This window comes from Pedobacter sp. N23S346 (assembly GCF_048515415.1).
GTDB lineage: Bacteria > Bacteroidota > Bacteroidia > Sphingobacteriales > Sphingobacteriaceae > Pedobacter.
The window spans coordinates 323,061-340,569 of the sequence record NZ_JBLYEE010000003.1 but is presented as its reverse complement, the minus strand read 5'-3'; the positions used below and the strand labels follow the sequence as shown (position 1 = coordinate 340,569).

Annotated in this window: 15 protein-coding genes; 4 read left to right on the top strand and 11 right to left on the bottom strand. The window is 37.1% G+C overall.

Annotation, left to right across the window (positions count from 1 at the left end; translation table 11 throughout):
• The first annotated feature begins 23 nt into the window (after positions 1-23).
• Positions 24-452: a CBS domain-containing protein gene (locus tag ACN1CD_RS08235; protein ID WP_419129932.1), complete on the top strand. Its 429-nt coding sequence runs from the start codon at positions 24-26 to the stop codon at positions 450-452.
• 129 nt (positions 453-581) lie between these two features.
• Here the strand turns inward: ACN1CD_RS08235 and ACN1CD_RS08230 are convergent, their stop codons facing one another.
• The 4 genes from ACN1CD_RS08230 to ACN1CD_RS08215 form a co-directional block, all read right to left on the bottom strand.
• Entirely contained in the window at positions 582-2,027 is a 1,446-nt protein-coding gene (locus ACN1CD_RS08230) for a M20/M25/M40 family metallo-hydrolase (protein WP_419129931.1), read from the bottom strand.
• A gap of 367 nt (positions 2,028-2,394) precedes the next feature.
• Positions 2,395-2,619 (bottom strand): DUF2683 family protein, encoded by a 225-nt coding sequence (locus ACN1CD_RS08225; protein WP_419129930.1) that lies wholly within the window; start codon positions 2,617-2,619, stop codon positions 2,395-2,397.
• A gap of 203 nt (positions 2,620-2,822) precedes the next feature.
• Entirely contained in the window at positions 2,823-3,872 is a 1,050-nt protein-coding gene (locus ACN1CD_RS08220; RefSeq protein WP_419129929.1) for a TerC/Alx family metal homeostasis membrane protein, read from the bottom strand.
• The gene (locus ACN1CD_RS08215) at positions 3,872-4,843 is read right to left on the bottom strand and encodes a polyprenyl synthetase family protein (RefSeq protein ID WP_419129928.1); all 972 of its coding nucleotides are present in this window, start codon (positions 4,841-4,843) and stop codon (positions 3,872-3,874) included. Before ACN1CD_RS08215 ends, ACN1CD_RS08220 begins: the two co-directional genes overlap by 1 nt.
• A 290-nt stretch (positions 4,844-5,133) precedes the next feature.
• Here ACN1CD_RS08215 and ACN1CD_RS08210 point away from each other — a divergent pair, with 290 nt between their 5' ends.
• Positions 5,134-6,126, top strand: a complete 993-nt coding sequence (locus tag ACN1CD_RS08210; RefSeq protein WP_419129927.1) for an alpha/beta hydrolase — start codon at positions 5,134-5,136, stop codon at positions 6,124-6,126.
• 110 nt (positions 6,127-6,236) lie between these two features.
• On the opposite strand, the gene ACN1CD_RS08205 is transcribed toward ACN1CD_RS08210, so the two are convergent.
• The 6 genes from ACN1CD_RS08205 to ACN1CD_RS08180 all read right to left on the bottom strand — a co-directional run bounded on the left by ACN1CD_RS08205 (position 6,237) and on the right by ACN1CD_RS08180 (position 15,394).
• Positions 6,237-7,217, bottom strand: a complete 981-nt coding sequence (locus ACN1CD_RS08205) for a YpdA family putative bacillithiol disulfide reductase (protein ID WP_419129926.1) — start codon at positions 7,215-7,217, stop codon at positions 6,237-6,239.
• A gap of 217 nt (positions 7,218-7,434) precedes the next feature.
• Positions 7,435-8,847, bottom strand: coding sequence for an MBL fold metallo-hydrolase (locus ACN1CD_RS08200; RefSeq protein WP_419129925.1), 1,413 nt, complete (start codon positions 8,845-8,847; stop codon positions 7,435-7,437).
• Between the two features lie 229 nt (positions 8,848-9,076).
• Positions 9,077-10,096 (bottom strand): asparaginase, encoded by a 1,020-nt coding sequence (locus ACN1CD_RS08195; RefSeq protein ID WP_419129924.1) that lies wholly within the window; start codon positions 10,094-10,096, stop codon positions 9,077-9,079.
• Positions 10,097-10,503: 407 nt separating this feature from the next.
• Positions 10,504-11,271 (bottom strand): TatD family hydrolase, encoded by a 768-nt coding sequence (locus ACN1CD_RS08190; protein WP_419129923.1) that lies wholly within the window; start codon positions 11,269-11,271, stop codon positions 10,504-10,506.
• A gap of 69 nt (positions 11,272-11,340) precedes the next feature.
• Positions 11,341-14,265 (bottom strand): excinuclease ABC subunit UvrA, encoded by a 2,925-nt coding sequence (gene uvrA, locus ACN1CD_RS08185; protein ID WP_419129922.1) that lies wholly within the window; start codon positions 14,263-14,265, stop codon positions 11,341-11,343.
• A gap of 112 nt (positions 14,266-14,377) precedes the next feature.
• Positions 14,378-15,394, bottom strand: a complete 1,017-nt coding sequence (locus tag ACN1CD_RS08180; protein ID WP_419129921.1) for a hypothetical protein — start codon at positions 15,392-15,394, stop codon at positions 14,378-14,380.
• A 266-nt stretch (positions 15,395-15,660) separates the two neighbouring features.
• Between ACN1CD_RS08180 and ACN1CD_RS08175 the strand changes: the two genes are divergently transcribed.
• Positions 15,661-15,909, top strand: coding sequence for a DUF6364 family protein (locus tag ACN1CD_RS08175; protein ID WP_419129920.1), 249 nt, complete (start codon positions 15,661-15,663; stop codon positions 15,907-15,909).
• Positions 15,906-16,319, top strand: a complete 414-nt coding sequence (locus tag ACN1CD_RS08170; protein ID WP_419129919.1) for a PIN domain-containing protein — start codon at positions 15,906-15,908, stop codon at positions 16,317-16,319. Before ACN1CD_RS08175 ends, ACN1CD_RS08170 begins: the two co-directional genes overlap by 4 nt.
• 54 nt (positions 16,320-16,373) lie before the next feature.
• On the opposite strand, the gene ACN1CD_RS08165 is transcribed toward ACN1CD_RS08170, so the two are convergent.
• On the bottom strand, positions 16,374-17,417 hold the full coding sequence (locus ACN1CD_RS08165; protein ID WP_419129918.1) for a 2Fe-2S iron-sulfur cluster-binding protein: 1,044 nt from the start codon (positions 17,415-17,417) through the stop codon (positions 16,374-16,376).
• Between the last annotated feature and the right edge of the window lie 92 nt (positions 17,418-17,509).

Genomic DNA, 17,509 nt, shown 5'->3' with positions numbered 1-17,509 from the left:
TGATTTAACCAAATAAATCAGTTATGAAAACCGTAAAACACTTACTAGATACGAAACAAGCAATAATAATTGCTGTGCCTGAAAACATCTCGGTATTAAATGCCTTAAAAGTAATGACTGATAAAAACATCAGTGCTTTGCTTGTGATGGAAAATGAAAAGCTATCGGGCATTTTCACTGAACGTGATTACGCCAGGAAAATCATCCTTCAAGGTAAATCATCAAAAGATACCTTAATTAAAGAAGCTATGACGCCAAACCCAATTACGATTACCTTAAGTGATTCTATTGATTACTGTATGGAATTAATGACTGATAAACACATTCGCCATTTACCCATTGTTGTAAATGATGAAGTAAAAGGTATGATGTCAATCGGGGATGTAGTAAAATTCATTATCGCCGATCAAAAACAAACGATATCTCAACTGGAGAGTTATATTAGTGGATAAAATAAGTGTAAAGGTTGAAGATATAATATTGGGATCATAACAAGAATCGATGGAATCATCCCAACGGTAAAACCTGTGTTATCATAAAATAAGTGTAATCAACCCAAAGGAAAATCTACGCAATGAATTTTACCACCTCCACTCCCCAGCAATTGTTAATGGTTCTTTTAAATTTTGAGATTCTAAGAAGGCCCTCAGTTCATCTTCGCCCTGAACACCCACAGAAATTTTTGGGGTGTTGGCTAATGCATAAGTGAGCATGGCGCTATAACGAACCGTATTTTTTAACTCCTGCTCATCTACGAGTTTAAACGAATCGCCATCAGAGTGATAGAATGGTCCTGAATTGTTTGGCAATTTACCTCCGAAGCCACCGCCAGTAGGAATTCCTGCTAACATGAACGGCTGATGATCGCTATGCAAACCAGCACCAGCATTGAATAAATTCTTAAATCCGGTGTCGATTTTTACGATCTCTGCTCCCCAGGAAGTAAACAAATCCTTCATTTCAACACGAGAAGTTGAGAATCCTTTTGGATCATTCGTCATATCGTAGTTCAGCATAAATTTAACCTGATCCAGATTTTTATCTTTTTTAGCTTGATCGATATAGGCCTTAGAACCTAATAAACCCTGCTCCTCTCCCATAAACAATACAAATTCTACAGTACGCTTTGTTTTTAAGTTTAGCTTTTTAAAAGTCCTCGCCATATCCATAATTGCAAATGAACCGATTCCATTATCAATGGCACCAGTGGCTAAATCCCAACTATCTAAGTGCCCGCCGACTACAATTTTATCTTTCGCTAATTCTGTACCCTTAAAAGTAGCCACTACATTTCTGGCTTTAATTAATCCAGAAAAATTAGTCATCGCAATATGCGCCGTCTGTGATTGGCTTTTTAATTTTTCCTTTAATGCCGTTCCATCTTCCAGACCGATACATACTGCCGGAATTGGAATCAACTTTCCTGTTACAGATGCCGTTCCGGTTAACAGCACTCCATTTTTAACGGTATTGATGATGATTACGCCAGTTGCGCCATACTTAGTTGCGATGGCAGTTTTCTCTGAACGATGAAGTGATTTTGTTCCGGCAGGTGAGCCTGGTAAAACACCTAAATATATTAATGCAATTTTTCCCTTAAACTTGGCTGGATCTGCTTGATAATCAACTTCCATTCCATTACCCGCGTCAACAATGTCACCGGTAATGTCAGCGTTAACAGGAGAATGTGCCAGCGTTACAGCTTTCATCTTTTTTATACTGTTTTTGTCTGCTCCGATTTCTACCGTTACTGTTTTTCTGGCCCAACTTTCTACTTCGAATGGTTGAAATTTAACGTCGCAACCATAAGATTTTAATAAGTCATAAGCGTATTGTTCTGCCTTCGCTCCATTTGCTGAACCAGTTAACCTATGGCCGATAGTTTCAGTTTCATATTTAAGTGTTTGGTATGCTTTTGAGTTTTGTTGTACATCATTGTTAATTTTAGAGAAGACATCTCCAAATTTATCCTGAGCATTAGCGAAGAGGATACTACAAATAATTACTGTTGAGAAAAAGTATTTCATGAATAATGTTGCTGATTGATTCGATGAAAATACAAAATTTAGGCTTAGCTATTAAGTTGTAACGTATATTTTGCCTTTTATGTTAAGAATGGCTCTTGCCTCGTGTCCCAAAACACAAGTAGTTCTATATAATCTGTATTAACACGATATAAAAAAGAACAGTTTTTGTGTAAAATCCTTTTCTTACTGTTTCATTTTCATAAATATGCTGAAACATCTGCGGATTTAAAGAAATCAAGTTGAAAATTTTATTTGATTTCTTCAGGAAATTATTAACATACTTTTGTCCCCAAATGTCATTGAGGTAATCTAAAACATAAATATATGTTTCTTTAGAGGTTTCAGTCCAAATAATTTTGAGAGGCAATTACTTTTCGTATTTAGATTTAATGTGTTCCATGAAATCCTCATGCAAAGTAAATTCTTTTTGATCGGCTTCCGTTAAAGCTTTATTTAGGAGTTTTGAAATATGATCTGGCAAAACCTCGTGTTCATTCCCAAAAGGTTTCATTTTTACATGCAAAGCTTCTAAAGCATCCTTTACACCCTTAGTTTGAGATGAGATTTTCGTTTGAATGACAAATGTTTCCATAATCAAATATAATAATCAATTCTTAAGGATTTTATATACAATCATTAAACACTATTTTGCTTAAAATCAAAAGTTATTTTAACTTGATTAAGCACGAACTGTAAGGAAGATTTTCAAAAAAACTCAGACCACCTAAGACTACTTAGAAATATAACCTAAGAATATTGACTTTAATAGTCTTAGATACCTAAGGTGGTAATATATTATTTATGCAATACCTTTTTCGGAAAAACCAATGATGCAACTACGCTAATCACTAAAATGCTAATAATAATAATCAGCGAATGCTGTGTAGTAAAACCTAATTTTTCCAGGTAAACGTGGCCCAACATTTTCACTCCGATAAAAGCCAGCAATACTGCCAAACCAGTTTTCAGGTAATGGAATTTATGGATAATATTTACCAGTAAAAAGAACATGGAACGTAAGCCCATGATGGCGAAAATATTCGAAAAGAATACTATATATGGATCTTTCGTAACCGCAAAAATAGCTGGAATAGAATCTACAGCGAATAATAAATCAGTAAATTCTACAATTAGTAAAACTAAAAACAGCGGTGTAACCAGGGTCTTGTGATCAATTTTAACAAAGAAATTCTTCCCCTCATATTTAGGGTGTATTGAAAATATCTTCGAGGCCCATTTAACAACTGGGTGATTTTCAGGATCGATTTTCTCATCTTCCTCTTTACTGAAAAACATTTTAACACCAGTAAAAACAAGAAAGGCACCAAAGATATAGAGAATCCATGCGAATTTAGTAATCAAGGCAGCACCAACAAAAATGAAAATGAAACGCATGATAATAGCGCCTAAAATCCCCCAGAACAGTACACGATGATAGTATTTTTCCTCTACCGCAAATGCAGAGAAGATCAGTACAATAACAAAGATATTGTCAACAGATAAAGCATACTCAATTACATATCCGGTTAGAAACTCTAAACCTAAATTCTTTTTGTAAACACCCAAACTGGCTTCAAAATCATTTGGAATCAGTTTAATATGATGCTGGTGTTTGGTAACAATTTCCTGGAGATGGGCAAAATCCTTAATCCCATGTAATTGATGACCTTCGGTAAGTAACACAAAGTAAAAACCAATTGCAAAACCAACCATGATTAAGCTCATGATTCCCGCCTGTTTCAAGCTCACTACATGTTCTTTACGACTAAAAAGACCTAAGTCTAAAGCCAGAATGATGACGATAAACAGCAGAAAACCAATACTAAAAAGCAGTTCATTACTCATTATTTTTTACGTTCGGTAGTATAAAGTACAAGTTGTTCTAAACCTGTTCTGGCTTCTCCCGCATCAAACTGACGCAGAATATCAAATGCCTCTTCCTGGTATTGTAACATTTTCTCGTTTGCATAATAAACACCCTCGTGTCCATTTACAAAATCTATAATCTGTTGAATTTTTACCGGATCATCCTGATGGTTTTTAACCAAATTAATGATTCGTTTTCGTTCAGGCTTTTCGGCACGGTTTAGCGCATAAATCAAAGGAAGTGTTACTTTCTTTTCTTTAATATCGATTCCTAAAGGCTTTCCTACATCATCTGTTCCAAAATCGAAGGTATCATCCTTGATTTGAAAAGCAATCCCAACCTTTTCGCCAAACAAGCGCATTTTTTCAATCACTTCATCATCTGCACCAGCCGAAGCCGCACCCGCAGCGCAACATGAGGCAATTAAAGAAGCTGTTTTCTGACGAATAACATCGAAATAAAGCTCCTCCGAAATATCCATTTTTCGCACCTTTTCAATCTGCAACAATTCTCCCTCACTCATCTGCTTAACGGCTTCAGATACAATTTGTAACAATCTATGTTCGTTATTGTTTACTGAAAGCAGCAATCCTTTCGCGAGTAAGAAATCGCCAACCAATACGGCAATTTTATTTTTCCAAAGTGCATTGATAGAGAAAAATCCACGGCGCTCATAAGCATTATCTACCACATCGTCATGTACCAGCGTTGCGGTGTGTAACAACTCCACCAAAGCAGCCCCACGATGGGTAGATTCAGTTATACCACCACACAGTTTAGCCGCAAAAAACACGAACATTGGTCGCATTTGTTTGCCCTTTTGTTTAACAATGTAGTGGGTAATCCTATCCAGCAACGGTGCGTCGCTATGCATAGACTCCTTAAACGTTTTTTCAAACGCTTTGATATCAGCTGCTATAGGTTTTTTTATCTGTTCGATTCCCGGCATTAAGTCGAAAAGTTTTGATTGCAAACTTAAGCTAATTTCCCATAAAAAAGTAATGTATTATGAAGCATTCTAATGGGCTGGAAAGCAACGGCAGTAATCATTAACATCTTCCCTCCTGCTTTTGCCTATAGTCCTTACCCTCAATTCTTCGGGCTGTGGGCTATTGGGCGCAATCAGGTTTAAATTGAAAGTTGTTGCAAATAATCTTCCCCTCAAACTGGAAAATCAGATGCTCAAAAATTTACTTTCATCGTTCAAAAGTTTACATTTAAACCAATAATTTAGGACTAATGAAAAAGCGTTATAAAGTACTAATTGGTTTTTCGGTATTCCTTATCGCAGGGTATTTACTTGGGCCGAAGCCAAAGAAACCAATGTATGATACTTCGTTGGCTTCCGTTCCAGATATTCAGGATCTTGATGGCTACGTAAGTGCGATGGAAAAAGCCAATAAACTAAAGCCAGGAAACGAGGCCGAAATTATCTGGGCAGATTCCACTCATCAACAAACGGAGTATGCAGTGGTTTATCTACATGGCTTTTCTGCTTCCAAAATGGAAGGAAATCCCGTTTATCTCAATCTGGCGAAAGAATTAAAAGCCAATTTATACCTGGCACGTTTAGCCGATCATGGTATTGACACCGTAGCGCCCATGCAATATTTTACCGCCGACAGGCTTTGGGAAACCAGCAAGCAAGCTTATGCCATTGGTCAGAAATTAGGTAAAAAAGTAATTTTAATTGGCACTTCAACCGGAGGAACGGTGGCGCTAAAACTGGCTGCTACTTATCCGAAAATTAACAGTTTAATTCTCATGTCTCCGAATGTAGCCATTAATGATAAAAAGGCCTGGCTCTTGAACGACCCCTGGGGATTGCAAATTGCCCGGAAAGTGTTAAAAAGTGATGAAAGGATAGTGAATGGCCGATCAGAAGAGTTTAAAAAATACTGGTACACCAATTACCGAATAGAATCTTTAGTAGAACTTCAGGAATTTGTAGAAAGCACGATGACAAAAACTGTTTTCGAAAAAGTTAAACAGCCCGTGCTCTTGCTTTATTACTACAAAAATGATCTGGAGCAAGACCCTGTGGTGCGGGTAGATGCCATGCTGAAAATGTTTAATGATTTAGGAACGCCTGATGATTTGAAGCGTAAAGTTGCCATTCCAAATGCCGGAAACCATGTGCTGGGTTCTTATTTAACTTCAAAAGATTTACCGAGTGTAGAAATTGCCATTAATAGTTTTGTAGGAAGTGTTTTGAAGGTGCCAATTCATTAATTTAACCTGCGAAGTCTCAAAGGCCAATGAGCGTAGAAAGACTTCGAAAGTTTCATCAAACATCTAAATTCGTTATTAGACTGACGAAGTTTGCCACCACGCAAGGCCAGCTAAACTTCGTAAGTCGGATTTACAATATTCTTCACAATCATTTCGGCATGTACCCTGGAGTTTTCAATAAAAAGCTTGTGGGTATCTAAACCACCGCAAACTACGCCTGCCAGATACAAACCTTTAACGTTAGTTTCCATCGTTTCTTCGTTGTAAACAGGGCAAAGTGTTTCTGGTAAATCAATTCCGAATTTTCTTAACATAGAAAAATCAGGTTGATAGCCGGTCATGGCGATTACAAAATCATTCGGGATGGTTTTGATGCCTTCAGGTGTTTTAATATCTACTTCACCTTCTCTTATTTCAACAAGTTCGGAATTAAAGAGCGCCGTTACTTCTCCTTCTTTAATCCGGTTTTGAATATCAGGCCGAACCCAATATTTTACATGCGGACCAAGGTCACCACTGCGAACAACCATGGTTACGTTTGCACCTTTCCGGTAGGTTTCTAAAGCAGCATCTACACCAGAATTATTTGCCCCAACAACTACTACATTCTGGAAAGCATATAGGTGTGGATCTTTATAATAATGCGTTACTTTCGGTAAATCTTCACCAGGAACATTCATCAATAAAGGAACATCATAAAAACCTGTAGCCACTATTACATTGCTGGCTGTATAATTAGCTTTAGCGGTTTGAACTTCAAATATCCCTTCCCTGTTTTTATGAATCTGATTTACCCTTTCAAATAAATTGATACTTAAATCAAACTTTTCGGCAACTCTCCGATAATATTCAACGGCTTCATTTCGGTTCGGCTTCGGATTAATCGTTACAAAAGGTGCGCCTCCAATTTCCAGCTTTTGCGAAGTAGAAAAGAAAGTCATGAAAACTGGATAATTAAATAAACTATTCACCAACGCGCCTTTCTCAATGATTAGATAACTCAGGCCAGCCTGTTGTGCCTCGATAGCGCAAGCCATGCCGATTGGTCCGGCGCCAATGATGATGATATCGTAATGATGGGATTTTGTCAATTTTTGTCTATTAAATTAGATAATAGAGATTTGGGAACAGGAAATAGACAGAGTGGATAGATCAGTTAACTTAATACATGAAAGTAAACATCTTATGAATAGGATATAGAAAGGATGCTTATATCAGTTGTATTCCTATGAAATGTGTTCGACTCCCTCATGCGTTTTTTCTATTCTTATTTGTCTATTCTCTATTTTCTTTTCCTTATTTCAGATACTAAACCTTCATTGCCTTACTTGGGCAGGCAAAATCCGTTCTTTTCAAACCCGTATTTTTAATCGCTCCGTAACCACCGGCAATATCAACTACATTTTCGACACCACGAGATTTTAAAATAGAAGCGGCAATCATAGAGCGGTAACCACCGGCACAATGAACATAGTATGTTGCTTTTGGATCAATTTCACCCATCCAATCGTTAATGAAATCAAGCGGGCGACTTAAAGTGAAATCTAAATGCTCTGACTCATATTCGCCTGGTTTACGAACATCAAGTGCGATAACCTCGCCAGTATTGGCAGCTTCTTCAAAAGCTTCTACAGATATAGATTCGATGGTATCAATTTCTTTTCCTGCATCTGTCCACCGCTCAAAACCACCGTCTAAATAACCAATGGTGCTATCGTAACCTACTCGTGTTAAACGGGTGATGGTTTCTTCTGCCTTGCCTTCATCTGTAATAAGCAAAATTGGTTGCTGAAGATCAGTAATTAATGCACCAACCCACGGCGCAAACTGGCCATTTAAACCAATGTTAATGGAATTAGGAATAAATCCTTTAGCAAAAAGCTGTGGGTCACGGGTATCAAGCATAATCGCCCCTGTTTGATTTGCGGTATCTTCAAAAGCCTGAGGCGTCAAAGCATTCAATCCTTTTTCGTAAACATCATCAATACTTTCCACACCACCTTTATTTATGGCTGCATTTTTGGCGAAATATTGTGGAGGAGGCATAATGCCATCTGTTACTTCTCGTATAAATTGTTCTTTAGTTTGTGCTTTTAAAGCATAGTTAACCAGCTTCTGGTGTCCCAAAGAATCAAAAGTCTCTTTACTCATGCTTTTGCCACAAGCTGAACCTGCGCCATGAGCCGGATAAACAATTACATCATCAGCCAAGGGTTTAATTTTTTCATTTAACGAATCGTAAAGCATTCCAGCTAAATCTTCCATTGTTAAATTTCCCTTTTGCGCTAAATCCGGGCGACCAACATCACCAATAAAAAGGGTATCTCCACTGAAAATACAGTGATCTTTTCCATTTTCGTCTGTTAATAAATAAGTGGTTGATTCTAAAGTATGGCCTGGTGTATATAAAACCGTAATGGTAAGCGCTCCAATTTTGAATTGTTCGCCATCTTTCGCAATGTGAGAATCAAACGAGGTTTTAGCGGTTGGTCCATAGATAATTTTTGCACCTGACTTCTCTGCTAAATCAACATGACCAGATACAAAATCCGCATGAAAATGGGTTTCAAAAATATACTTAATATTGGCGCTAGCTTTTTCTGCTTTCTTCAAATAAGTTGAAACTTCTCTCAAAGGATCTATAATTGCAGCCTCGCCGTTACTTTCTATATAATAAGCAGCTTCCGCTAAACAACCTGTGTATATTTGTTCTATTTTCATGTTTTCTTCTCCTCGTCACCCTGAATTTATTTCAGGGTCTTATTTGAATAGATGCTGAATCAAGTTCAGCATGACGGATATGCCAAACAAAAATAGCGCTAAATACTTATAACCGAAATGATGAAACTCATAATTGCAGAAGTTTTACTTTCAAAAACAACTTTCGGGATTTAAAAAATGTACAAGTCTTAATTGTTAGCCGTTTGTAAACAAAAACTTTAATCAAAAATTAATCCTTCGTTAATTCTCCTCGTAAAGATTCGTCCATTAGCTTGCGACTTTCTTCGAGTGGTAAACCAAGGCCAAGAACGAACATTAGTTTTGTAACTGCCGATTCGAAAGTAAGATCGTAACCACTTACAATACCCATTTTTAACAGTTCGCGACTCGTTTCGTACCTACCTAACTGTACAGAACCTTTTTTACACTGCGATATATCAATAATAATTTTCCCATTTAAAATGGCTTGACGAAGCGCATCTAAAAACCATTGGGCTGTTGTAGTGTTACCAGAACCAAAAGCTTCTAAAATAATCGCATCGACCTTTGAATCTGTTATTGCTGTAACAGCTTGAGGCGTGATCCCAGGATACAATTTAAGTACACCGATATTAGAGTTGAACTTAGTATGCAGGATCAACTTATCTTTTGGCGCATTCATTACATAATTTGTATTAAACTGCATATGCACACCCGCTTCAGCTAATACCGGATAATTAGGTGATCGGAAAGCCTCAAACTTTTCGCTATTGTATTTTATGGAGCGATTTCCACGAAATAACTGTGAATCGAAGTAAATACTAACCTCCGGGAATAGTGATTTACCATCTTCTTTAGTAGCAGCAATTTCCAACGCAGTGATTAAATTCTCTTTCGCATCGGTACGAATCTCCCCAATTGGCAATTGTGACCCCGTAAGGACCACAGCTTTACCTAAATTCTCGAGCATAAAACTTAATGCTGAAGCGGTAAAGGCCATTGTATCTGATCCATGAAGGATGACGAAGCCATCATAAAGATCATATTGGTGATAAATAAGTTCTGCTAAAGTTTTCCATATTTCAGGATCCATGTTTGATGAATCTAGAACCGGATTAAAAGAATGCACATCTAAATGATAATCTAACCGACTTAATTCTGGTACGTTTTCTTTAATTTGTTCGAAATCGAAAGGAATTAACATTCCATTGGTAGGGTCGTTAACCATACCGATGGTACCACCGGTATAAATTATTAGGATCTTAGTCATTTGGTTGGTTTGGTTGCTCTACACAAAGAAACTAAAAGAATTTCATTTTATCGGCTTATTAAATGATAAAAATCAGATAAAATGGCCTATTTGATTTATTTATTTACCATTTTGATAATAAATGTTCTGATAACGTTTAAGAAGTCTATTGATGTGGATGCTGACATTAATACCTAACAATAGGTTCTAATAAAGGCTTATGCTTTCAGAGAAAATTACGAAGCCTTATCGCAATGACGGCCTCATTACTATCATGAATTATAAGGAACTTTTTCAGGAACCTTAAAAAGATGCTGAATCAAGTTCAGCAGGACGGCCAATATAGACTAAATCAACCAATCCGTCTTCCTGAATTTATTTCAGGATCTTCAGATAAACGCTAACTAGTTCAACAGGATGGCCAAATCTTAAACCCCAAATATTTTCCTTGAATTTTCTGTAGTTATATTTGCGATTTCTTCTATAGAAACATTATAAATATCAGCGAGTTTTTCAGCAATATAAATCAGGTAACTACTTTCATTCGGTTTTCCACGAAATGGCACTGGCGCTAGGTAGGGTGAATCGGTTTCTAGGACGAGGTTTTGCAAAGGAATTTCACTTAAAACTAAATCTAAGCCTGCTTTTTTATAAGTAACAACGCCACCAATTCCTAAATAGAAATTAAGATCAATGGCTTGTTTTGCTTGTGCAACATTCCCGGTAAAGCAGTGAAAAATTCCCCGAAGCTTTTCATCACGTTGACTTTCCAACACTTCAAAAACCTCATCAAAAGCTTCACGACAATGAATTACAATAGGTAAACCTAAATCTTTTGCCCAGCCAATTTGCTTGATAAAAGCATCTTGCTGAAATGCTAACGTGGTTTTATCCCAGTATAAATCAATGCCGATTTCACCAATGGCATAGATTTTCCTCCCCGATATGCTTTTATAAATTTCATCCAATACAGCCAGATAATCTTCCTTTACATCGCATGGATGCAAACCCGCCATTGCAAAACAATGTTCCGGATATTTTTTCACCAGATCATCAATCATCGCGATTGATTTTACATCAACATTTGGCAGGAACAAGCGGTTAACATCATTTTCAAAACAGCGTTCCATCAGCTGTACTTGTTTTTCTGCATTCTGCTCGTAATATAAATGGGTGTGGGTATCAGTGAAAATCATTTTTTTAGTATCAAGTAGGAAGTGTTTAGTATCAAGTAGTGGGTATCAAGTATCAAGATTATAGCCTAACTATTTTTTTGCTGTTTTTGAACTTCTAGGTTTTGTTATTTTAGCTTTCTTATCTTCGGAGTCCTGACTACTGACCGCGGACTCAAAAGCCATTTCCTTTTTCAAAAACTTTCCTGTAAGGCTGATTGGATTCTGAATCAAACCTTCGGGTGTTCCTTCGAAAAGGATTCTTCCACCTCCGGCTCCACCTTCTTCCCCCAAGTCAATTACCCAGTCGGCAACCTTTACTACATCTAAATTGTGTTCGATCACCAGAATCGTATTTCCTTTTTCTACCAATTCTTGTAATACCCCTAAAAGTACGTTGATGTCTTCAAAATGAAGTCCGGTAGTTGGCTCATCAAGAATATAGAAAGTTTTTCCGGTATCTTTTTTCGAAAGTTCGGTAGCCAGTTTCACACGTTGTGCCTCGCCACCTGATAAAGTAACCGATGACTGTCCTAGTGTGATATACCCCAAACCAACATCTTTTAATGTTTTGATTTTCCGGTAAATGATTGGAATGTTTTCAAAGAAAACACAAGCATCTTCGATACTCATATCTAAAACATCACTGATTGATTTTCCGCGGAAGCGAACTTCTAAAGTTTCACGATTATATCTTCTACCGCCACACTCTTCGCAAGGAACCTGAACATCAGGCAAGAAATTCATTTCAATCACTTTCAAGCCAGCACCCTGACAGGTTTCGCATCTTCCACCCTTTACATTAAAAGAGAAACGACCCGGTTTATAACCACGGATTTTCGCCTCTGGTAATTGTACAAACAGATTTCTGATATCAGAGAAAACGCCAGTATAAGTTGATGGATTGGAACGCGGTGTTCTTCCTATTGGTGCCTGATCGATTTCAATTACCTTATCAATCTCTTTTAATCCACTTATTTTCTCGTATGGAAGCGGCGTTTTCTTCGCTCTGAAGAAATGATGATTTAGGATCGGATATAGCGTTTCGGTAATTAAACTTGATTTCCCAGAACCTGAAACACCTGTAACTGCAATAAATTTTCCCAGCGGAAAATCAACAGAAACTTCTTTTAAATTATGGCCGGTAGCTTTAGTAATGGATAATTTATGGCCATTGCCTTTTCTACGAACCTTTGGCGTTTCAATTTTTTTGTTTCCGTTTAAGTAAGCCGCTGTTAAAGTATTCGATTTTAAAATTTGCGCTGCTGTTCCTTCTGCAACCACAGTTCCACCGTGAATACCTGCTCCAGGGCCAACATCAATTACCCAATCTGCCTCTAAAATCATGTCCTTATCGTGCTCTACCACCAAAACGGTATTACCTAAATCACGCAAATTTTTCAAAGCATTAATTAAACGTTCGTTATCACGTTGGTGTAAACCGATACTTGGTTCATCAAGAATGTACATCACATTCATCAATTGTGAACCTATTTGCGTGGCCAACCGAATCCGTTGCGCCTCACCACCAGAAAGTGTGCGTGCCGTTCTATCTAATGTTAAATAGGTTAAGCCTACATCCGTTAAGAAACCGATACGGGCTTTAATCTCTTTTAAAATCTCTTTTGCAATGATGTTCTGGCGATCAGAAAGACGTTCATCAACATGCTCAAACCATTTGAACAGGTTATTGATATCCATGGATGAAAGCTCGAAAATATTCTTTCCATCTACTTTAAAGTGGAGACTTTCTTTTTTCAAACGGGCACCATGGCACTCCGGACAAGTTTTTAACTTGCGGAAAGCATCCATATCATCAGAGGCAGATTCACTTCGCTTTTCATTCTGTTCCTCCAACATCTTGATGATCCCATCAAAAGTGATGTTATAGTTCTGAACATTCCACTTATTATATTCTACCTCCACCTTAATTAAATCTGGCGAGCCGTTTAAAATAATGTTAATGACTTCATCACTTAATTTTTCAATGGGTGTAGAAAGAGAAAATGCATATTTTTTGGCTAGTGATTTCAATACCTGGAACATCCAGATGTCGCGGTATTCACCCAATGGCGCTAAACCACCATTTAAAATACTCAGTTTAGGGTTCGGAATAACGGATTCCTTATCCACCACAAAAATATAACCTAAACCATCGCAACGGTCGCACGCTCCATACGGAGAATTGAACGAAAAACTGTTTGGTTGTGGTTCATCATAAGAAATACCTGTAGTTGGACACATCAAAAACTTGCTGAAATGGGCAACGTGATTATCCTTATCGCTAATTTTGATTACTCCTTTACCCATCTTCATGGCTGTTTGTACCGAATCCATCAGGCGTTTTATATCCTTATTATCAACAATGAGGCGATCTATCACCACTTCAATATCGTGAATTTTATAACGATCGACCTGCATTTTCGCTGTGATGTCTTTAATCTCGCCATCTACACGAACTTTCACATAGCCTTGCTTACGAATTTGCTCGAACAGTTCACGATAATGCCCTTTCCTCCCTTTTACAACTGGCGCCAGGATATTTACTGCCATACCATCAAACTTATTGAAGATATTTTGCAAAATCTGATCTTCGCTCATACGTTCCATCTTCTCTCCGGTATTATAAGAGAAAGCATCGGCTACTCGGGCGTAAAGCAAACGCATAAAATCGTAAATCTCGGTAATGGTACCTACGGTAGAGCGTGGATTTTTACTCGTCGTTTTTTGTTCAATGGCAATTACAGGGCTTAAGCCAGAAACCTTATCTACATCAGGGCGCTCCATTCCACCCATAAACTGGCGGCTGTAAGCACTGAATGTTTCCATGTAGCGGCGTTGACCTTCCGCATAAATGGTATCGAAAGCCAGAGAAGATTTCCCGCTACCACTTAAACCGGTAATCACGACCAACTGGTTGCGGGGAAAACTTACATCTATATTTTTTAAATTATGCACCCTCGCACCATATACTTCTACATCTTTTTGCTCGCCGAGGTCGATAGATTTATTGCTCATATTTTATTAAAAAGTTGAGGAGAAATTCGGCCAATAAAAAGGCAGCATTTCAATCCGCAAAAATGCTAAAAATTTTATCAAAAAGAAAGTGTAATTCAATCTGTATTAAGGATTAATTGTCATAATGTCTGCTTCTGTTACGAAGAAAACCTGATGAAAAACCTAAACGTAAATAACCATAATGATCCTGGAAATAGATGTTGTAATTATCTTCGCCATAATAGCCCGCAGCAGCCATCAGAAACACATTATTCATAAAAGGAAAACTATAATTAAAATTAATCTCGGCATTTAACCGCTTTTTAAGGTTCCCTAAATTCTTCGCCGGGATTTTATTCACTGCATAAGAAACCTCAGTATTTAAACGCCAGGTTTCTTTCTTGGTTTTAACTTTTGCTTTATTTCTTGCATTTCTTTCTATTTGATCGTATTTACGCCAGGAGAAATTATACAAAACCCTGGTAAAGCCAAAGCCCAGATCTAATGCCGGCTCATATCTAAAAAACTTATACCATTGTAATCCTACCCGATGATTAAATGAAGAATAACTTTCATTGGCGCCAATCGGCGTTAAGTGGCCGAAACGATAGGAAGCCGTTAAATAATTAGCATTGAAATTCCCGGTTAAGGTATTTACCGTTCCATCTTGGTTGAGTGCACTTTGATCCTGACCGTTAGAGTGATGTGTAAAAGCCAGTTCAGCATATTTATAATCTTCGGGATTCATATTTAGCCTGGCATACAAAACACTACCCAGGCGATAACTTGGCGTACGAACACCTGCTGAAGCCTCATTTCTTACACGAACTGTAAAATCGGGAATAATGGAGAATGCCACAGGCGATTTATAACTTCCCAGCAACATATAGGTGGTAGTTAACCGACCATTAATAACATATTTTGATGGTGCGCCTAATTCTCCTGCTGGGGAAGTGTAAGAAAAATCTGAATTTTCTTTATATATATTGATGTATTGTTTATTCGCAAATTCCCGCTTGATGATAAGCGAATCTTGCGCAAATAGATGAAAACTAAGAAAATATAAAGCAAGCGTTAACAAAGTTTTCATCATGCTATATAAACGTTGCAGGATGGATGATGGTTTTGTAACAGCATATATAATTAGCAATGTTTAAGAGTTATTAACTTAACATCAATAGTGCGATTAAAGTTAATAACTCTAGGAAAACTTGGTTAACACTCTACAGTATTTCCATTTCTGTCGCTCGTAAATCATTGTTTTTAAGAAAAGTATCAGATGAAGAGAACATGACTATGATATATCTATTTTGCAAATATTTGTTTTTCACAAACCCTAAGAAAAAATAATAGAAAACTTACTAAAGCAAAATAATACGTTCAAAATTAATATATTTGTACGTATAAAATTCAAATATGGACTCTAAACTTACATTAAAGCTCAACCAAGAAATTATTGAAAGGGCTAAGCTGTACGCTTCAGAAAAAAAATTAAGTCTGTCAAGATTAATCGAAAATTATCTTGATTCGTTAACTAATGACCAAAAGAAGAATGAACTGCAGATATCGCCTTTTGTAAAAAGCCTTACTTCGGGAGTTAAAATTCCTGCTGATTATGATTATAAAAAGGACCGTGCAGATCACTTAGCGGAAAAGCACAAATGACCAGAATATTTTTAGATACTAATGTCATATTGGATTTATTAGCAGAAAGAATTCCTTTTTTTGATTCAATTGCTAAAGTAGCAACATTGGCTGATCAAAAGAAACTTCTCTTAATGGCTTCTCCTCTGTCTTTTACAACTGTCGAGTATGTTTTAAATAAATTCGAATCTTCCGAATCGGTTCTAAATAAACTAAGAAAGTTTAAGATCATTTGTAAAGTCTGTGAGGTGAATGAGGAAACTATTGAGAAAGGATTAAATTCAAGATTTAAGGATTTTGAAGATGCAGTCCAATATTTTACTGCAATTCAATCTCACTGCTCCCTTATCATCACTAGAAATGGAAAAGATTTTAAGCATTCTAGTATCCCAATTATGACCGCAGATGAATACTTGAGCAGTATATATTAAAGAAAACAAAATCACCTCTGATAACAGTCTCTGAGCTATAGAACAAAGCTTAAATTACCACTCAACCGTCGTTCCATTCTCCGTGGGATGCCCGGTACACACCAAAACCCTACCCCTCTCAATTTCATCATCTGTTAGCACCTCATTATAATCCATACGAACATTTCCTTTTGTACAATTGGCTACACAAGTACTACATACGCCTCCGCGACAGCTATAAGGAAGTTTTATTTTATGTTCCAATGCTACATCTAAAATTCTTTTTGGCCAGGGAATATCCAGGTTATATATTTCACCATTAAAGTTTAAGATAACCGAATACGTATTTTTATCTACTACTTTTTCTGAACTATCATCTTCATCCATCTCATCTTCAGGTAAAACAAACGTTTCTCTTTTGATCTGTTTCAGATCGAAGCCCATGCCCAGTAGCGTAATCCTGCATAAATCCATATAAATTATAGGTCCGCAGGTATAAAAAAGTGCATTTTCACGGTCGAAATGTAAGTGCTCTTTTAATAACTTTTCAATGTAGAATTTATTTAACCTGGCCGTCATCAGGTTTTTACTGTTGCTAAAAATCCACACGATTTTTAGTCTTTCAGGATACCATTGTTGCCACTCCAGTAATTCATCATAAAATAAAGCATCTTCTCTCGACCGATTGCTGTAAATTAACGTAATCAGCGATTTCCGCTCCCGAACCAAAGCCGTTTTTAAAATAGAAAATAACGGTGTAATGCCAACACCAGCAGCAAAAAGAAAAAGATCTCTTTCCTGATTTTCTTCAGGCTGGTAACTGAATAACCCTTGTGGCTCTTGCGCAAATAGGATATCGCCCACAGCAGTTTTATGATGCAAAAACCTGGAGATTTCTCCATTCTCCACTCGTTTAACGGTAATTGCCAGCGGTTCGTCCACATCAGGAGAACTGTTAAAAGAATACGATCTACGGACTTCCCTGCTCTTTCCTTCGAAAATCAATGAAACAAACTGACCAGCTTGATATTCTGGATATGACTGATCTACTTCTTCGAATTGAAAAGTGATGTTGTCGCCTGGTTGATTAATTATTTTATTGATGCGAAGTTTGAACATATTGCAAAGAAAGTAAATTTAGTCGTTAGTCGTTAGTCGTTAGTCGTTAGTCGTTAGTCGTTAGTCGTTAGTCGTTACGAGAAACAACTGCC

Bases quoted from the DNA above. Each gene is read 5' to 3' on its own strand.
- ACN1CD_RS08235 (WP_419129932.1), top strand. From the start codon at position 24: ATGAAAACCGTAAAACACTTACTAGATACGAAACAAGCAATAATAATT.
- ACN1CD_RS08230 (WP_419129931.1), bottom strand. From the start codon at position 2,027: ATGAAATACTTTTTCTCAACAGTAATTATTTGTAGTATCCTCTTCGCT.
- ACN1CD_RS08225 (WP_419129930.1), bottom strand. From the start codon at position 2,619: ATGGAAACATTTGTCATTCAAACGAAAATCTCATCTCAAACTAAGGGT.
- ACN1CD_RS08220 (WP_419129929.1), bottom strand. From the start codon at position 3,872: ATGAGTAATGAACTGCTTTTTAGTATTGGTTTTCTGCTGTTTATCGTC.
- ACN1CD_RS08215 (WP_419129928.1), bottom strand. From the start codon at position 4,843: ATGCCGGGAATCGAACAGATAAAAAAACCTATAGCAGCTGATATCAAA.
- ACN1CD_RS08210 (WP_419129927.1), top strand. From the start codon at position 5,134: ATGAAAAAGCGTTATAAAGTACTAATTGGTTTTTCGGTATTCCTTATC.
- ACN1CD_RS08200 (WP_419129925.1), bottom strand. From the start codon at position 8,847: ATGAAAATAGAACAAATATACACAGGTTGTTTAGCGGAAGCTGCTTAT.
- ACN1CD_RS08195 (WP_419129924.1), bottom strand. From the start codon at position 10,096: ATGACTAAGATCCTAATAATTTATACCGGTGGTACCATCGGTATGGTT.
- ACN1CD_RS08190 (WP_419129923.1), bottom strand. From the start codon at position 11,271: ATGATTTTCACTGATACCCACACCCATTTATATTACGAGCAGAATGCA.
- uvrA (WP_419129922.1), bottom strand. From the start codon at position 14,265: ATGAGCAATAAATCTATCGACCTCGGCGAGCAAAAAGATGTAGAAGTA.
- ACN1CD_RS08175 (WP_419129920.1), top strand. From the start codon at position 15,661: ATGGACTCTAAACTTACATTAAAGCTCAACCAAGAAATTATTGAAAGG.
- ACN1CD_RS08170 (WP_419129919.1), top strand. From the start codon at position 15,906: ATGACCAGAATATTTTTAGATACTAATGTCATATTGGATTTATTAGCA.
- ACN1CD_RS08165 (WP_419129918.1), bottom strand. From the start codon at position 17,417: ATGTTCAAACTTCGCATCAATAAAATAATTAATCAACCAGGCGACAAC.